Raw genomic sequence first — 13,150 nt, forward strand, 5'->3', positions numbered from 1 at the left:
AAGCGCCGCTTATCGCCGACCGGCCCACTTCGTCTTGGACGTCGCCGCCACGTCGCCGCCACGATTCGAGACAGGCGGTCCGACAGACGGGAGCGAGCGATGACGGCAGCGACGGACGTGGTGGTGGTCGGCGGCGGGATCGTCGGGATGACGGCAGCCGTCACCCTCGCGCGACGGGGGGCACGGGTGACCGTGCTGTCGGCCGACGATCCGGCGGACACGGTGTCCACGGTGGCCGCCGCGGTCTGGTATCCGAGCCACACCGACGAGGATCCCCGGGTGTCGGACTGGGCACGCCGGACCCGGATCGAGTTGAGCCGCCAGGCGGCCGACGGCGTGCCGGGGGTGGTCGACCGGCCGACCCGGATGCTGCTGCGCGGCCCGTACACCGGGCCGCCGTGGTGGTCGGCGGCGTGCGCGGACCTGGTGGCGGAGCCGGCGACGCCGCCGTACACGGCAGTGCTGCGGTTCACCGCGCCGACGGTGGAGATGACGCCGTACCTGGCCTGGCTCCGGCAGCGGCTGGCGGCCGACGGTGGGCGGCTGGTACGCCACCGGGTGGACCGGCTCACCGACGCGTTCGACCTCGCGCCCACGGTCGTGAACGCGACCGGCCTGGCCGCCGGTCGACTCGCCGTCGACCCGGCCGTCCATCCGGTGCGCGGGCATCTGGTGCTGGTGGCGAACCCGGGCCTGACCGTCTCGGTACGCGACGAGGACGACCCGGCCGGGATCACCTACGTACACCCGCGCCGACACGACGTGGTCCTCGGTGGCACGTACCAGCCGGGAGTGGGGCACACCGCGCCCGACCCGGACACCGCGGCGGCGATCCGACGGCGCTGCGTCGCACTCGTGCCGGAACTGGCCGACGCCCCGGTGCTCGGCGAACGGATCGGGCTGCGTCCGGCCCGCCACGGCGGCCCCCGGGTCGAGGTGGACCCGTCGATCAGTCCGGGACGCCGGCTCGTGCACGCCTACGGCCACGGCGGAGCGGGGGTCACCCTGTCCTGGGGGTGCGCCGCCGAGGTGGCCGACCTCGTGATGGGCACCTGAGCGGGGACACGGCTGTGGGGCCACCGGGCGGAGCGGGTGCGGGAAGGACTTGACGCACCGCCGACCATCGAGCAGGGTCGATTCCATTGATGCTGTGACACGGGGAGGAACAATGAGGGGTCTCGTCACCACCGTCTCGGCTACGGCCCTGCTGTTCCTGGCCACGGGCAGCGCGCCCGCCGGTCCGGTGCCGACCGCCGCGACCTGCGCCGGGCAGATCCACGCCAACCCGGGGTTCGAACGCGGCACCACCGGCTGGACGGCCGGACCCCGCATCGTCGTACTCGGGGACGCGGCGCGGCCCGCACACTCCGGCCGCGCCTACGCCACCTTCGCCGGGCTGGACGTGACCCGGTCGGATCTGCTGCGTACCACCGTCACCGTGCCCGCCGACTGTGACCTGACGGTCCGGTTCTGGGCCCGGACCACGACCACGGAGACCAGCCGGAGCGACTACCTGAACGTCGGGCTGGCGGTCACCGGGACACCGCCGAAGACGAGGTTCTCGCTGGCTTTCGACGGTGGGGCGCAGTGGCGCGAGTACGCCATGGCGACCGGGACGGCGACGACCGAACGCACCGCGACGGTCAGCTTCGTCGCCAGCGAGACGGCCGGCAACGGCGTCACGACCTTCGACGTCGACGACGTGACCTTCACGTTGAGCTGACGCCGGGCGGGTGGTGTCCGCCTAGAGTCCGACGTCGCGGGCGAGGAGGGCCGCCTGGACCCGATCGGAGACACCGAGCTTGGCGAAGACCGCGGAGAGCTGGTTGCGGACCGTCTTCTCGCTCAACCCGACCCGGCGGGCGATACGGGCGTTGGTCTCGCCGGCCGCCAGGTAGCGCAGGATGTCCCGTTCGCGCGGAGTGAGCTGGTCGAACGGTGCGGGCAGCTCCACCGGCCGGCGTTGCAGGCCGGCCAGCACCCGAGGGCCGACCCGGGGGCCGAGCACGAGTCCACCACCGGCCACGGTCCGCAGCGCGTCGATGATCACGTCGGGGTCGGTGTCCTTGAGCAGGTATCCCCGGGCGCCCGCGTGCAGCGACCGGCTCACCACCTCGTCGTCGTCGGCCATGGTGAGCATGAGCACGGCCGTCGCCGGCCGGTCCCGCACGATCCGGCGGGTGGCCTCGACACCGTCGCCGTCGGGCAGACCCACGTCCATGGCGACCACGTCGACCGGCTCGGTCATCACCAGACGGATCGCCTCCGCGCAGGTGGCGGCCTCCAGCACGGCGGTGACCCACTTCTCCCCCTCCAACATGATCCGTAGTCCACGGCGGACCACCGGATGGTCGTCCACGATCAGCACCCGTCCCTGTCCGGACATCTCCTCGCCCCACTTCCGGCCCGACCGCCTCGACCGGCCCGCCTCATGCTGTCAGCCGGGTCCATCCACCGGAACGGGGGTCGATGCGACCGGCTGGACCGGCAGTCGTACCCGTACCAGGGTGCCCTGCGGTTCGCGGTCGACCAGGTCGCACTCGCCGCCCAGTTCGGCGGCGCGCTCGCGCATCGAGTCCAGGCCGACGCCGCCCGGGCGGCGGGCGCGGATGCCGACGCCGTCGTCGCTGACCTCGACGACCAGGGCCCGGCCCCGGCGGACCACCACGTCGCAGGTGGTGGCCTGGGCGTGCCGGGCCACGTTGGCCAGGGCCTCGCCGACGATCCGGTACGCCGCCACCTCGACGGCGGCGGGCAGCCGCTCCAGTCCGTCCTCCACCCGCAGTCGCACGGACAGGCCGGGGCCGTCGAAGCGCTGGCACTCCGCCCGCAGGGCCGACTCCAGTCCACGATCCAGGGCGGGTGGACGCAGTTGGTCGACCAGTTGCCGTACCTCGGCGGTGCAGGTCCGGAGGTCCTCGGCGAGCCCGTCGAGGATGCCGACCAGTCGCTCCCGGTCGGTGGCGAGCTTGCGGGCGGCCCGTACCTGCATGGACATGCCGGCGAAGGTGGGACCGAGCCCGTCGTGCAGGTCACGGCGCAGCCGACGGCGCTCCTCCTCCCGAGCGGTGACCAGTCGCTCGCGGGAGGCCCGCAGGTCACGGATCAAGCGCGCGGTCGCCGCCGCCACCGAGGCGTGCAGGGCGACGTCGCTGAGCAGGCGTCGCTCGACGGGCGTGAAGCGGGTGCCGGGCGTACGGTGGGCCACCACCAGCCAGCCGACGCGCTCGCCGTGGGTGACCATGTCGAACCGCTCCACCGATCCGGAGGGCCGGCCGTGTTCGGCGTGCATCTTCGGGGGCCGCTCCGGGTCGTGGTCGCCGTCGGCGGCCAGTTCGACGGCGACGTAGGGCACCTGTAGGGAGCCGGCGACGGTCCGGGTGAGCAGCGGCAGCACGGCCTGCGGCTCGACGGTGCGTTCCAGCAGGTCCCCGAGGCGGGCCAGGACCGCGTACGGTTCGTCGCGCTCGCCGTAGAGCAGCCGGTTGACGCCGCGCTGCACCCGGTGCCGCAACGGTTCGAAGGTCACCGCGATCAGCCCGGTGGTCACCAGCGAGGCGTTCGAGGTGTCGCCGCGCAGCACCAGGTCACGCAGCAGACTCACGGTGGCGACGAAGGCCACGATCAGCAGCAGGCTCATCACCAGCCACACCAGCGTACGGTTGATCACCTGTTCCAGGCCGTAGAGCCGGTAGCGCAACACGGCGAGGGTCATCGCCCCGGGAATGGCGATCACCATGAGCACCCAGGCCCCGGAGAGGTTGAGCGCGTCGAGCACCAGTCCGAGCAGGAACAACACTGCGGCGGCGAGCAGGCAGGCCAACTGTTGGCGGGTCTCGCCGGTGGCACGCCGCCAGCGACCGACCAGCGAGACCAACACCGCCAGCAGCGCCAGCACCTCGACGCCGATCGCCAGCAGGGCGATCTGCACCAGGGTGCGGGCCTGCGCGGTGGCGGCCGGCTCCGCTGACAGCAACAGCCGACGGGGGTCGCTGAGCGCGGCCACCGCCAGCGCCAGGGTGGCCACGGCGGTGCTGACGACGACCAGGTACGCGACCGGACGCCAGCGCCGTCCGGGCAGCCGGCCGTCGGGGAAGACCAGCAGGGCGAGGATGACCAGGCCGTACGGCGGCCACCAGAGCCACTGCCCCACCCAGGCGACCGGGGTGATCCCGGTCCAGCTCAACGACAGGGCGGCCACGGCGGACGTCAGCCCGGCCGCGGTCATCAGCCGGCCGACCGGGTGGCCCGGCACACCGGCGAGCACCAGCGCGCCGAGCGCGGTGAACGCGGCGGCCATGCTGGCGGTCACCGCGACCGGTCCCTGCGCGGCGGCGTCCCGGCTCCACAGGTGGCCGATCACCACGAGCAGCGCGGCGACCGTCCCCGCCACCGCCAGGGCCCGACGGCGGACGGTCACTGGTGGCGGGGTCGGCGACAAGGGAGCCTCCGGGACGGTCGGAAAGGTGTCGGGTCAGCGAGCCCAGCCCGCCGCGTGCATGGCATTGTGCAGCAGGTTGCCCCGATGGCCGTGTGAGTGCCACGGCAACGCGTCGACGACGTCGGTGAAGTTCGGAGCGTCGCAGTCGGGCAGCTCGGACAGCACCTCCTCGACGTCGATCCGGTGGTCGCCGAGCACCTGCGGGCGTTCCCGGACGAACCGCTCGACGTGTGCCAGGACCGCCTTGAACCGTTCGCGCAGGACCTCCGGCGCGGCCGGGCGGGGCGACGGGTGCAGTTCCATCAACTGCCAGTCCTGCGAGAAGACCGGGATCAACTGCCGGCCGGTGGGGTCGAAGAACTCCACCGGGCCGTCGAGCTTGTCGTAGTGCCTCTGCTCGTCGAGCAGTTCGGCGAGGTTGCGGTAGACGTGGCAGAAGGTGTCGTCGCCGGCCACCAACACGATGCGCGGGTCGGTGCCGGCGGCGGCGACGTCGGGCGTACGAGTGGGCAGGGTCATGGTGGGTCTCCTCAGGATCACGCGAAGCGTAGACACGCGCGTGGTCCACAGTGGCACCGTCGCGGGTGTCGCGTTCGTCGACGAAGGTCCGACCTACCCATCGTCACCCGGCGGGTGTCCCGCCGACCCGGGGCGGATGTCCCGGGTCGGCGGGATCGTGGCCCGCCCGGTCAGCCCAACCGGATCGCCCGGCTGGCCGCACGGGTCATGTCGACCGTCGCGGTCACGTCCGGCAGCCCTTCGACGTGCGCTCCGGCGTGCACCCGTCCCGACCAGTGGCCGTACCGGGCGGCGAGCTGGTTGGCACGCAGCTCGGCGGCGCCGAACAGGCACGCGCTGAGCGGGTCACGGGGTGCGCCGCTCGTGGCCTGCGGGCAGCCGGCACCGTACTGGCCCTGGTTGGCCAGGGGGTTGAACCCGGACTGGTCGCCGCCGCACGGGTCCCAGCCGTCGTGCTGCGTGCAGCCGGCGTAGTTCGCCAGCGCCTGCGCCATGGCGTTGTGCAGGTGCCGGTTGGCGGACTGGTCGGCGTCGCTGCGGGGCCGGGCCCAGTCGGCCGGCAGGCCGTGGCTGCCGAAGAGCAGCCCGCGCAGGCCGTCGTCGGACTCCAGGGCAGTGCCCCAACCCAGCTCGGTGTACGCCTGCAGCAGCCGCAGCGCGTCGGAGACCTTCTTGCCCTGCTGCCACATCGCCTTCGCCGAGTCCCAGGTGCCGGGGTCCGGCGCGGCGGTGCCGGAGCCGGCCAGCATCACCCGGTAGAAGTACTTCTGCCGGCCGGCGAGCATGCTGGCCGCCTTGGCCCGGGCGGTCGCCGTCTGGGCGTCGACCGTCGGGATCGCGGCGGACTCGAATGCCGTCCGATAGGTGGTGTTCCACCGCTCGTCGAGGAACTTGCGCTCGTCGTAGCAGTAGCCGTCGGGAATCTCCGAGCGGACGCTCCAGGAGCAGAAGACGCCGATCGGGAAGACCCGGGTGGCACTGCGGACCTGCTGCCAGTCGCCGCCGGCCCACTTCACCCGGGACCGTACGGTGATCTGCAGGTCGCCGCTGGTGGTGTGGAAGCGGGGCCCCGGGTTCTCCACCACGTTGACGAACTGCGCCTCGTAGCAGCTCGTGAAGGAGGGCCGGTGGGCGGGCGGCAGGCCGTGGGCGGCCAACTGGAACGGGTTCGGCAGGGTGTTGTGCCGCAGCGTGGCCGGCACCGCACGGTTGCCGAGAGTCCCGGTGCAGGGGCTGATCGAGCCGGTCTCGCTGATCCGGTTGCCGGCGGCGATCTGCTGGTCCGGGCTGCCCCACATGTCGTACTCGGGGATCGCGTCGCTGCCGTTCCAGAGGACCGCGCGGCGGACGTTGTCGACCTGGTCCCGCCAGCCGTTCATGGCGGTGCGGTAGTCGTCGACCAGCGCGGTGAACAGGGCATTGGTGGCGCCGCCGGAGCCCGGCTTGCTGAACTGCCGGACCCGCTGGTTGATCTCGTCACCGGCCAGGGCCACCGCCTCGGCCCGCCCGGTGTCGATCCGCCTGGCGTACTGCGGGTTCTGCAGTTGCAGGATGTTGTAGGTGCGGGCGGCGGTCTTCCAGGCGGCGGCATTGGCCACCGGTCCGGTGGTCCAGGCGCCGCCGACCCGCTGACCGGCCCACTGGGTCAGGTAGTTGATCGAGCCCTCGGGCAGGAAGAGGTCGAGTTGCGAGACCGGGTCGGCGGTGCTCGTCCCGGCCGGGACGGTGAAGGTGCCCTCGGCGGCGGCGCGCAGCGTGGCGAACTCGAACGTCGGCGACTCGGCCTTCGGGAAGTAGGTGTTGATGTAGTCCGGGATCGGTTCCCCGGTGATCTCCTTGTGGTGCACGTAGGTGGTGATGACCGTGTTCAGCGGGTCGCGGGCGATGTTCTGCAACGCCACGTGGGTGGCGAGCGCCATCGCGTCGACCTTGCGTTCGATGGTCTGCAACTGGGTGGCGATCCGGCCGAGGTTGGCGTGCACCTGGTCCAGCGACCGGGTCAGCGCGTCGAGCTGGGCGACCAGGTTGCCGTACATCTCGGTGAGCGCCGCCTCGATCCGGTCGAAGCGCCGGTCCATGCCCTGGGCCAGGCGGTTGATCTGGTCCCGGAGCTTGCCGATCTCGGCCTGCACGGCGGCGTTCGGATCTCCGCCACCGGCGAACAGACCGATCAGGCTCACCGCCGCGCCGAGCAGGTTACCGGTGAGCACCGCGGTGCCCATGGCGACGGCGGCGGTGCTCAGCCCCTGGCCGAGCACGGTGGTCATGTAGGTGTTGATGGCGGTGACGGAGGTGACGATCGCCTTGCCGATCGTCTCCAGTTGCTTGCCGAACTTCTTGTCGTGGAACCCCATCACGGTGGAGAGCACGCTCACCGTGGAGCCGAGCCCCTCGAAGATGGTCTTGTTCTCGGCGGTCTTGCGCTTCTCCTCGTCGATGACCGCCGAGGTCGGCTTCGGGTCGCCGTTGAGCGGGTACGTCGCCGCCCTGGCCACCACCTCGTCGGCCCGGGCCCGTCCGCCCGCGTCCAGCACGGCCAGCGCCGCGTACGCCCGATCCTGCACCAGCGCACGGAAGGCGGCCGGGTCGTCGCGCTCGTCCCGGATGGCGGTCAGCGGCACGTAGTGGCCGAGGGTGCCGGCGTTGCCGTCCGGACGCGGTTCGTGGATGCGGGTGGCCAGCAGCGTGTCCACCGGGGTGCGGACCGCCGTCTTGGTGCGCCCGGTGAACGCGGCGTCCCACCCGACGGTCAGCGGGTCGTCCACCTTGGCCCGCCGGTGCAGCTCCATCCAGGTGTCGCGGACGACGTCGCGGGACTTCGCGTTCCACGCGGCGTCCTGGTAGCCGCCCCGGACCAGGTTCAGCATGTCCGGTACGACGTTGGCGCCCTCGGCACCGACGGTGCTGTCCAGGAAGGTCCGCACCGTCGGGCCGGTGAGCACCGCGCCGCTGCTCGGGGTCTCCCCCAGCCGCGCGAGCAGGGCCATCGCCAGGGCGAAGCGGGACCGCTCCTCCCCGCTGCCGTCGGGCGCCACCGTGGCGACGGCCGCGCGGGTGCCGGTGGCGTGTGCCGTGACCTGGGCGGCGTCGGCGTTCGGGTTCGCCGTGCGCCAGTCCAGCAGTTCGGCGGTGAGCAGGGCGTCGGTGAGCCCGGCGGCACCGTTGTCGTGGAGCTGCACCACGGCAGCGAAGAGCGCACCGTGCACGGTGTGCTCGTCGAACGGCACCTGCTCGACCGCCCGCGCCGGAGTCTGGTGCATGGTCACGGTGAGCATCGCCGCGATCCCGACGGCACACCACCGTCCGAGTTTGCCCCGGCGGCCCGGGGGCCTGCCGTATCGGCCGGGCGGTCTGCCCGACCCCTTCGCCGCTGTCGTCACCACGTGTTCCTCCCAAGACCGGGACCGGACGGGCCGGGCCGCATCGAACCTGACCGTTCCGAGGCTGGTGGTCGGGATGTCCCGGAGGACAGGGACGACCGCCCGTCGTCCAGGGACATCCGTACCGGCCGGGATGCGTGACACGACGTGTGTGACGGCGCCTGCGTGGCAGACCTCCGGGCGACGGAGGCCCGTTAGGCCGCTGGTCGAATGCGACTCACTCCGCAGTGGGAGTCGAATCTCGCGCCTGAGCACGATGCGTTCCGATGGGAACAACTTGATCATATCTCTATGTCTCGTACTCTTCGGACACTGAAGGTGGTGGCCACCAGCCTGACGCTGGTCGCCACGATCGCTGTCGTACCCGCCTCCGCCGTGGCGCAGCCCGGCGCGTCCGCCGGGAAGGTGGACCGCGCCGAGTTGCGAGCCGCGCTCGCGGCGGTACCCGAAGCCGGTGTCCCCGGCGCGCTGGCCGCCGTGCGCGACGGTCGGCACGACTGGCAGGCCGCCGTCGGCCAGGCGTTCCTGACCAAGCCGCGACCGATGCAGCCGCAGATGCGTCACCGGATCGGCAGCATCACCAAGACGTTCGTCGCCACCACCGTGCTCCAGCTCGTCGACGAGGGCCGACTGGGTCTGGACGACCCGATCGGACAGCGGCTGCCCGAGGTGGTGCCGGGCGAACTCGGCGCCCAGGTCACCGTCCGGATGCTGCTGAACCACACCAGCGGCATCGGCAACTACACCAACGCGATGATCGACTCGTACGCGGCGATCGACCGGATGCAGGTCACCACGTACGCTCCGGCCGAACTGGTCGCGATGGGCCTGGCCATGCCGCCGACCAACGCCCCGGGCGGGCGGTTCAGCTACTCCAACACCAACTACGTCCTGGCCGGGATGCTGATCGAGGCGGTCACCGGCAACAGTACGGCGACCGAGGTGCAGCGGCGGATCCTCCGACCGCTGAAGCTGACCGGCACGTCCTTCCCGGGCACCGATCCGACGATCCGCGGTCCGCACGGTGGCGCCTACTTCGCCCCCTTCGGCGCTCGCGACGTGAGCGAGTTCAACATGAGCTGGGCCGGCGCGGCAGGTGAGATGATCTCGACCACGGCGGACCTGAACACGTTCTTCCGGGCGCTGCTCCGTGGTGACCTGCTCCGTCCGGCCACCCTCGACCAGATGCTCAGCCGGGTGCCGATGGTCCCGGAGGTTCCGGAGGCCGGTGGCTACGGTCTGGGCATCTACGCGCTGCCCACCCCGTGCGGCGAGTTCTGGGGCCACGACGGCGCGGTCATCGGTCACCTGACGTACTCGCTGCACAGCCGGGACGGCGTGCGCCAGGCATCGTCCGGGATCAACCTCAGCCACTACCAGATCGGGCTGCCCGGCGCGCATCCGGTCGACATCGCCTGGCAGACGTTCGTGATCACCGCGATCTGCCCGGCCGGCGGCGTGAGCAGCCGTTCGGCGGGGACGGCGCCGCAGTTGCCCAGCGTGAGCCGGATGCCGGGCAACGACGCGGCGGTGGCGGTCCCCTGACCCGTCCGGCCGGAGGCGAACCGCGCGAGTTCCGGCGATATCCCGCAGACCGGTTTGGATCGTCGGTGCTCGGGAAGATCTTCAGTATGTCTATCTGGAGCAGGTTCACCCAGCGGCGTAGGCGGAAGATCGAGGAGCAGCGCAACGAGGCCGTGGCCAGGGCGATGGCTCGTGGCGCCAGCCCGGAGGAGGCAGCGGCCGCCGGTGACCGCGCGGCGCGCGGTGACACCGCCACCACGGTGTTCCGCATCTCGAACATCTGATCCATCCGTGCGGCCGGGACGGCACCGTCCCGGCCGCACGCTTCCGCGTCGGTCGGATCAGGCGGACGGTTCGCGTCCGGGCAGCGTGCGCGACGTGCCGTAGGTGGTGCCGGCACGGTCGCGTTCCAACCAGCCGGCGTCGACCAGCATCCGACGGGCGCCGGCCACGTCGTCGGTGACCGCGGAGAGCCGCCGGTTGATCTCGTCCTCGTCGCACGGGCCGTCGAGGTCGAGGAATCGGACGAGCATCTCGGCCAGCAACTCCCACCGTCGCGACATCGTCGGCGGGACGCTGGTCAGCCGGCCGTGCGCGAAGAAGCTCCGCAGCTCCGGATAGATCACGAGCAGGTGGCTGATGGGCTGCTGACGGTCCAGGTCGGCGGCGCTCTCCCGCAGGGCGTCGAGTCGAGCCCGGTAGACGCCGGTGCCGGTGACCACACCGATCGCGTGCAGCCGGGCGAGGGCCGCTCCGGCCTTCGGAGCGGGGATGTCCAGAGCCTCGGCCAGTTGGTGGACGGTGAGCCCGTCCTCACCGCGGCGGGTGAGTTCGGCCAGCGCCCGGAGGCGCTCGGGAGCGGCGAGCGCGGCGAGGATCTCCGCGGCGTGCGCGGCTTCGGCGGACATCCGATCATTCTGCCAGCGCCCTCAGGCCGACCACGGTGGCGCGCAACGAGGAGGCGACCCTGGCATCGGTCGCGTACTCAACGGACGCCGCTCTCCACGGCCGCGACCGGAGGCAGTTCGGGCCTCGTCAGGTGCCGGGAGACCCGCAGATCGGCGCGACGGACCTCGAGTACCTGCCGTTGGTCAAGGTGGTTCCAGGGCGGGGTGGGCTGGTCCCAGCCGGTCGAGGCGATCACCACCCGATCGGGTTCGACGAGGTAGTTGAGGGGGAAGAAGCCGGGGCCACGACGTCGGCTGACGGCGGATTCCGGGTCGTGGTCGGCGTAGGCGAACAGCGACTGTTCGGTCAGCAGCAGGCAGTTGAGGCCGCTGTACCGGGTGGCGCGACGGCGTACCTCCGCTGCCGCCGAGCTGAGTGCGGTCACCGGGTCGGTGCGGTGCAGGAACTGCCGGACCAGGAGGAAGAAGCGTTCGCTGTCGGTGGTGCCGATCGCCGCTTCGCGCATCGCCGGTTCGAGCAGATCGTCGACGGCGTCGGCCGGGGAGAAGTCACCGTTGTGGGCGAAGGCGACCGTCGCCGACCGGAACGGGTGGGTGTTGGCCAGGACGAGCGGAGAACCGGGATTGGCCAGCCTGATGTGCAGCAGGGCCGCGTCGGTGGTGATCCGACTCAGGGCGGAGGTGAATCCCTCGCTGGTCCGGGCCGACGTCGGCTCCTTGTCGACGCGGAGTTCACCGTCGTGCCAGTGGGCCACGCCCCAGCCGTCGCCGTGTTCGGCCGACAGCTCGGTGAAGCCGGGCAGTTCGGTGGCGAGCAGATCGGTCAGGCGACCGGCGGACGCGCCGACCACACCCAACAGACGACACATGGAGCTACTCCCGGGGTAGGGCGGGCGGTCAGCCACGCCGCTGTAGAACCGTGGCGAACCACGACAGCAGCCCGTTGACCGCGACGAACATGAGGGTCATCACGAGGTAGGTCTGGATGAGGGCGTGGGTGTACTCACCGAGGACCCGGCCCGCGTGGAGGAGTTCGAGGAAACTCACCACGTAGCCGAGCGTGCTCTCCTTGAGCAGGCGGATGAACTGCGTCACCAGCGCCGGGGCGACGCGGCGCAGGGCCTGCGGGAGCACCACCAGCCGCATGGTGGCCGCCGGGCTCAGGCCGACGCACAGCCCGGCCTCGGTCTGTCCCCTGTCGACGGCGAGGATTCCGGCGCGGAAGATCTCGGCCAGCGCGGCCACGTTCGAGACCACGATCGGTACGACCAGTTGCCAGAAGATCGGTAGCCGCAGCCCGAAGCGGGGCGCCAGGATCAGGAAGGCGAACAGCAGCAGGAGGATCGGTACCGCGCGGAACAGCTCGACGTACGCCACCGCCGGCCACCGGATGACCCGTCGCCGGGACAGCCGGCCGAGCGCGACCAGGAACCCCAACGGCGCGGCGATGACGGCGCTGACCCCGGCGGCCAGGAGGGTCGCCGCGAGGCCCCGGAGGAGAAAGGCCATCACGGGCCACTGCCCGAAGATCGTCCACTTGGCCGGGTCGAGCTGGCCGTGCGCGTGGAACTCGGTGATCGCCCCCCCAGAAGAGGCCGACCAGGAGCACGGCGGTGCCGATGGTCGCCAGCCGGATCCATCGCCGGCCCCGGGGACCCGGCTGGTCGAACAGGGCCTGCTCGGACACGCTCATCGCTCGATCGCCACCCTCTTCTCCAGCAGCCCGGTGACCACGCCGATGCTCAGGGTCAGGATCAGGTAGAGCGCCGTGCTGACCAGGAAGGTCGGACCGGCGTCGGCGAACTCCAGGTTGATCAGATCGGTCTCACCGGTCAGTTCGGTGACGCCGACCGCCGCGGCGAGGGAACTGCTCAGGGCGATCGCGATGAAGATGTTGCCCAGCGGCTGGACCATCGCGCGGAAGGCGCGCGGAAGGATGACGTGGCGCAGACTGCGGGCCGTGGTCATGCCCAGTGCCCGTGCCGCCTCCGCCTCACCGGGCGGTACGGTCCGGATGCCGGACCGGATGGTCTCGGCGACCAGTGCCGCCCCGTACATCGCCATCGCGGTGGTGACCGTCCAGAACAGGTCGTACAGGATCCCGATCTCGGGCAGCCCGAACACGAACAGCACGAGTAGGACCAGCAGCGGCGTGTTGCGCATGAATTGCACGTAGATCGCGGCGCAGACCCTCAGCAGCGGCACCGGCACGATCCGCATGATCGCCACCACGGTCCCCAGGACCATGGCGCCCGCGAACGAGGCCGCGGTGAGCTCGATGGTGACCAGGAGGCCGGCCCCCAGCCGGCCGAGGTGGCTGAGCACGCCGTCGACCAGCGGGAACCCAACCACCTCCGACACGTACGACACGTGGATCG

Annotated in this window: 12 protein-coding genes; 4 read left to right on the top strand and 8 right to left on the bottom strand. The window is 71.6% G+C overall.

The features are described from left to right. Window positions 1–99 precede the first annotated feature (99 nt). A complete protein-coding gene (locus tag ACQVFL_RS18125) occupies window positions 100–1,056 on the top strand; it encodes an FAD-dependent oxidoreductase (protein WP_396694593.1) in 957 nt (318 codons plus the stop codon). 112 nt (window positions 1,057–1,168) lie between these two features. Then, on the top strand, window positions 1,169–1,723 hold the full coding sequence (locus ACQVFL_RS18130; RefSeq protein ID WP_396694591.1) for a hypothetical protein: 555 nt from the start codon (window positions 1,169–1,171) through the stop codon (window positions 1,721–1,723). Between the two features lie 21 nt (window positions 1,724–1,744). Here the strand turns inward: ACQVFL_RS18130 and ACQVFL_RS18135 are convergent, their stop codons facing one another. From ACQVFL_RS18135 to ACQVFL_RS18150, 4 genes are all read right to left on the bottom strand, one after another. Next, window positions 1,745–2,386: a response regulator gene (locus ACQVFL_RS18135; RefSeq protein ID WP_431727085.1), complete on the bottom strand. Its 642-nt coding sequence runs from the start codon at window positions 2,384–2,386 to the stop codon at window positions 1,745–1,747. A gap of 51 nt (window positions 2,387–2,437) precedes the next feature. After that, window positions 2,438–4,420 (bottom strand): histidine kinase, encoded by a 1,983-nt coding sequence (locus ACQVFL_RS18140; RefSeq protein WP_431727086.1) that lies wholly within the window; start codon window positions 4,418–4,420, stop codon window positions 2,438–2,440. Between the two features lie 54 nt (window positions 4,421–4,474). After that, window positions 4,475–4,960: a hypothetical protein gene (locus ACQVFL_RS18145; RefSeq protein ID WP_396694585.1), complete on the bottom strand. Its 486-nt coding sequence runs from the start codon at window positions 4,958–4,960 to the stop codon at window positions 4,475–4,477. A 170-nt stretch (window positions 4,961–5,130) separates the two neighbouring features. Continuing rightward, a complete protein-coding gene (locus ACQVFL_RS18150) occupies window positions 5,131–8,235 on the bottom strand; it encodes a hypothetical protein (RefSeq protein ID WP_431727087.1) in 3,105 nt (1,034 codons plus the stop codon). Window positions 8,236–8,760: 525 nt separating this feature from the next. On the opposite strand from ACQVFL_RS18150, the gene ACQVFL_RS18155 reads away from it, so the two are divergent. Both ACQVFL_RS18155 and ACQVFL_RS18160 read left to right on the top strand, forming a co-directional pair. Further along, window positions 8,761–9,885, top strand: coding sequence for a serine hydrolase domain-containing protein (locus tag ACQVFL_RS18155; RefSeq protein ID WP_396694803.1), 1,125 nt, complete (start codon window positions 8,761–8,763; stop codon window positions 9,883–9,885). A gap of 86 nt (window positions 9,886–9,971) precedes the next feature. Continuing rightward, window positions 9,972–10,148 carry a hypothetical protein gene (locus tag ACQVFL_RS18160; protein WP_396694581.1) on the top strand — a complete coding sequence of 59 codons (177 nt, stop codon included), beginning with the start codon at window positions 9,972–9,974 and terminating at the stop codon, window positions 10,146–10,148. A gap of 57 nt (window positions 10,149–10,205) precedes the next feature. On the opposite strand, the gene ACQVFL_RS18165 is transcribed toward ACQVFL_RS18160, so the two are convergent. The 4 genes from ACQVFL_RS18165 to ACQVFL_RS18180 all read right to left on the bottom strand — a co-directional run bounded on the left by ACQVFL_RS18165 (window position 10,206) and on the right by ACQVFL_RS18180 (window position 13,133). After that, a complete protein-coding gene (locus tag ACQVFL_RS18165) occupies window positions 10,206–10,772 on the bottom strand; it encodes a DUF2087 domain-containing protein (protein WP_396694580.1) in 567 nt (188 codons plus the stop codon). Window positions 10,773–10,849: 77 nt separating this feature from the next. After that, window positions 10,850–11,641, bottom strand: coding sequence for a class II glutamine amidotransferase (locus ACQVFL_RS18170; protein WP_396694578.1), 792 nt, complete (start codon window positions 11,639–11,641; stop codon window positions 10,850–10,852). Window positions 11,642–11,669: 28 nt separating this feature from the next. Next, window positions 11,670–12,281 carry an amino acid ABC transporter permease gene (locus tag ACQVFL_RS18175; RefSeq protein WP_431727088.1) on the bottom strand — a complete coding sequence of 204 codons (612 nt, stop codon included), beginning with the start codon at window positions 12,279–12,281 and terminating at the stop codon, window positions 11,670–11,672. A 180-nt stretch (window positions 12,282–12,461) separates the two neighbouring features. Next, the gene (locus ACQVFL_RS18180) at window positions 12,462–13,133 is read right to left on the bottom strand and encodes an amino acid ABC transporter permease (RefSeq protein ID WP_396694574.1); all 672 of its coding nucleotides are present in this window, start codon (window positions 13,131–13,133) and stop codon (window positions 12,462–12,464) included. Window positions 13,134–13,150: the final 17 nt, after the last annotated feature.

This window comes from Verrucosispora sp. TAA-831 (assembly GCF_050780145.1).
Taxonomy (GTDB): Bacteria; Actinomycetota; Actinomycetes; order Mycobacteriales; family Micromonosporaceae; genus Micromonospora.

Coding starts and splice junctions, on each gene's coding strand:
- ACQVFL_RS18125 (WP_396694593.1), top strand. CDS start 100: ATGACGGCAGCGACGGACGTGGTGGTGGTCGGCGGCGGGATCGTCGGG.
- ACQVFL_RS18130 (WP_396694591.1), top strand. CDS start 1,169: ATGAGGGGTCTCGTCACCACCGTCTCGGCTACGGCCCTGCTGTTCCTG.
- ACQVFL_RS18135 (WP_431727085.1), bottom strand. CDS start 2,386: ATGTCCGGACAGGGACGGGTGCTGATCGTGGACGACCATCCGGTGGTC.
- ACQVFL_RS18145 (WP_396694585.1), bottom strand. CDS start 4,960: ATGACCCTGCCCACTCGTACGCCCGACGTCGCCGCCGCCGGCACCGAC.
- ACQVFL_RS18150 (WP_431727087.1), bottom strand. CDS start 8,235: ATGCTCACCGTGACCATGCACCAGACTCCGGCGCGGGCGGTCGAGCAG.
- ACQVFL_RS18160 (WP_396694581.1), top strand. CDS start 9,972: ATGTCTATCTGGAGCAGGTTCACCCAGCGGCGTAGGCGGAAGATCGAG.
- ACQVFL_RS18165 (WP_396694580.1), bottom strand. CDS start 10,772: ATGTCCGCCGAAGCCGCGCACGCCGCGGAGATCCTCGCCGCGCTCGCC.
- ACQVFL_RS18170 (WP_396694578.1), bottom strand. CDS start 11,641: ATGTGTCGTCTGTTGGGTGTGGTCGGCGCGTCCGCCGGTCGCCTGACC.
- ACQVFL_RS18175 (WP_431727088.1), bottom strand. CDS start 12,281: ATGGCCTTTCTCCTCCGGGGCCTCGCGGCGACCCTCCTGGCCGCCGGG.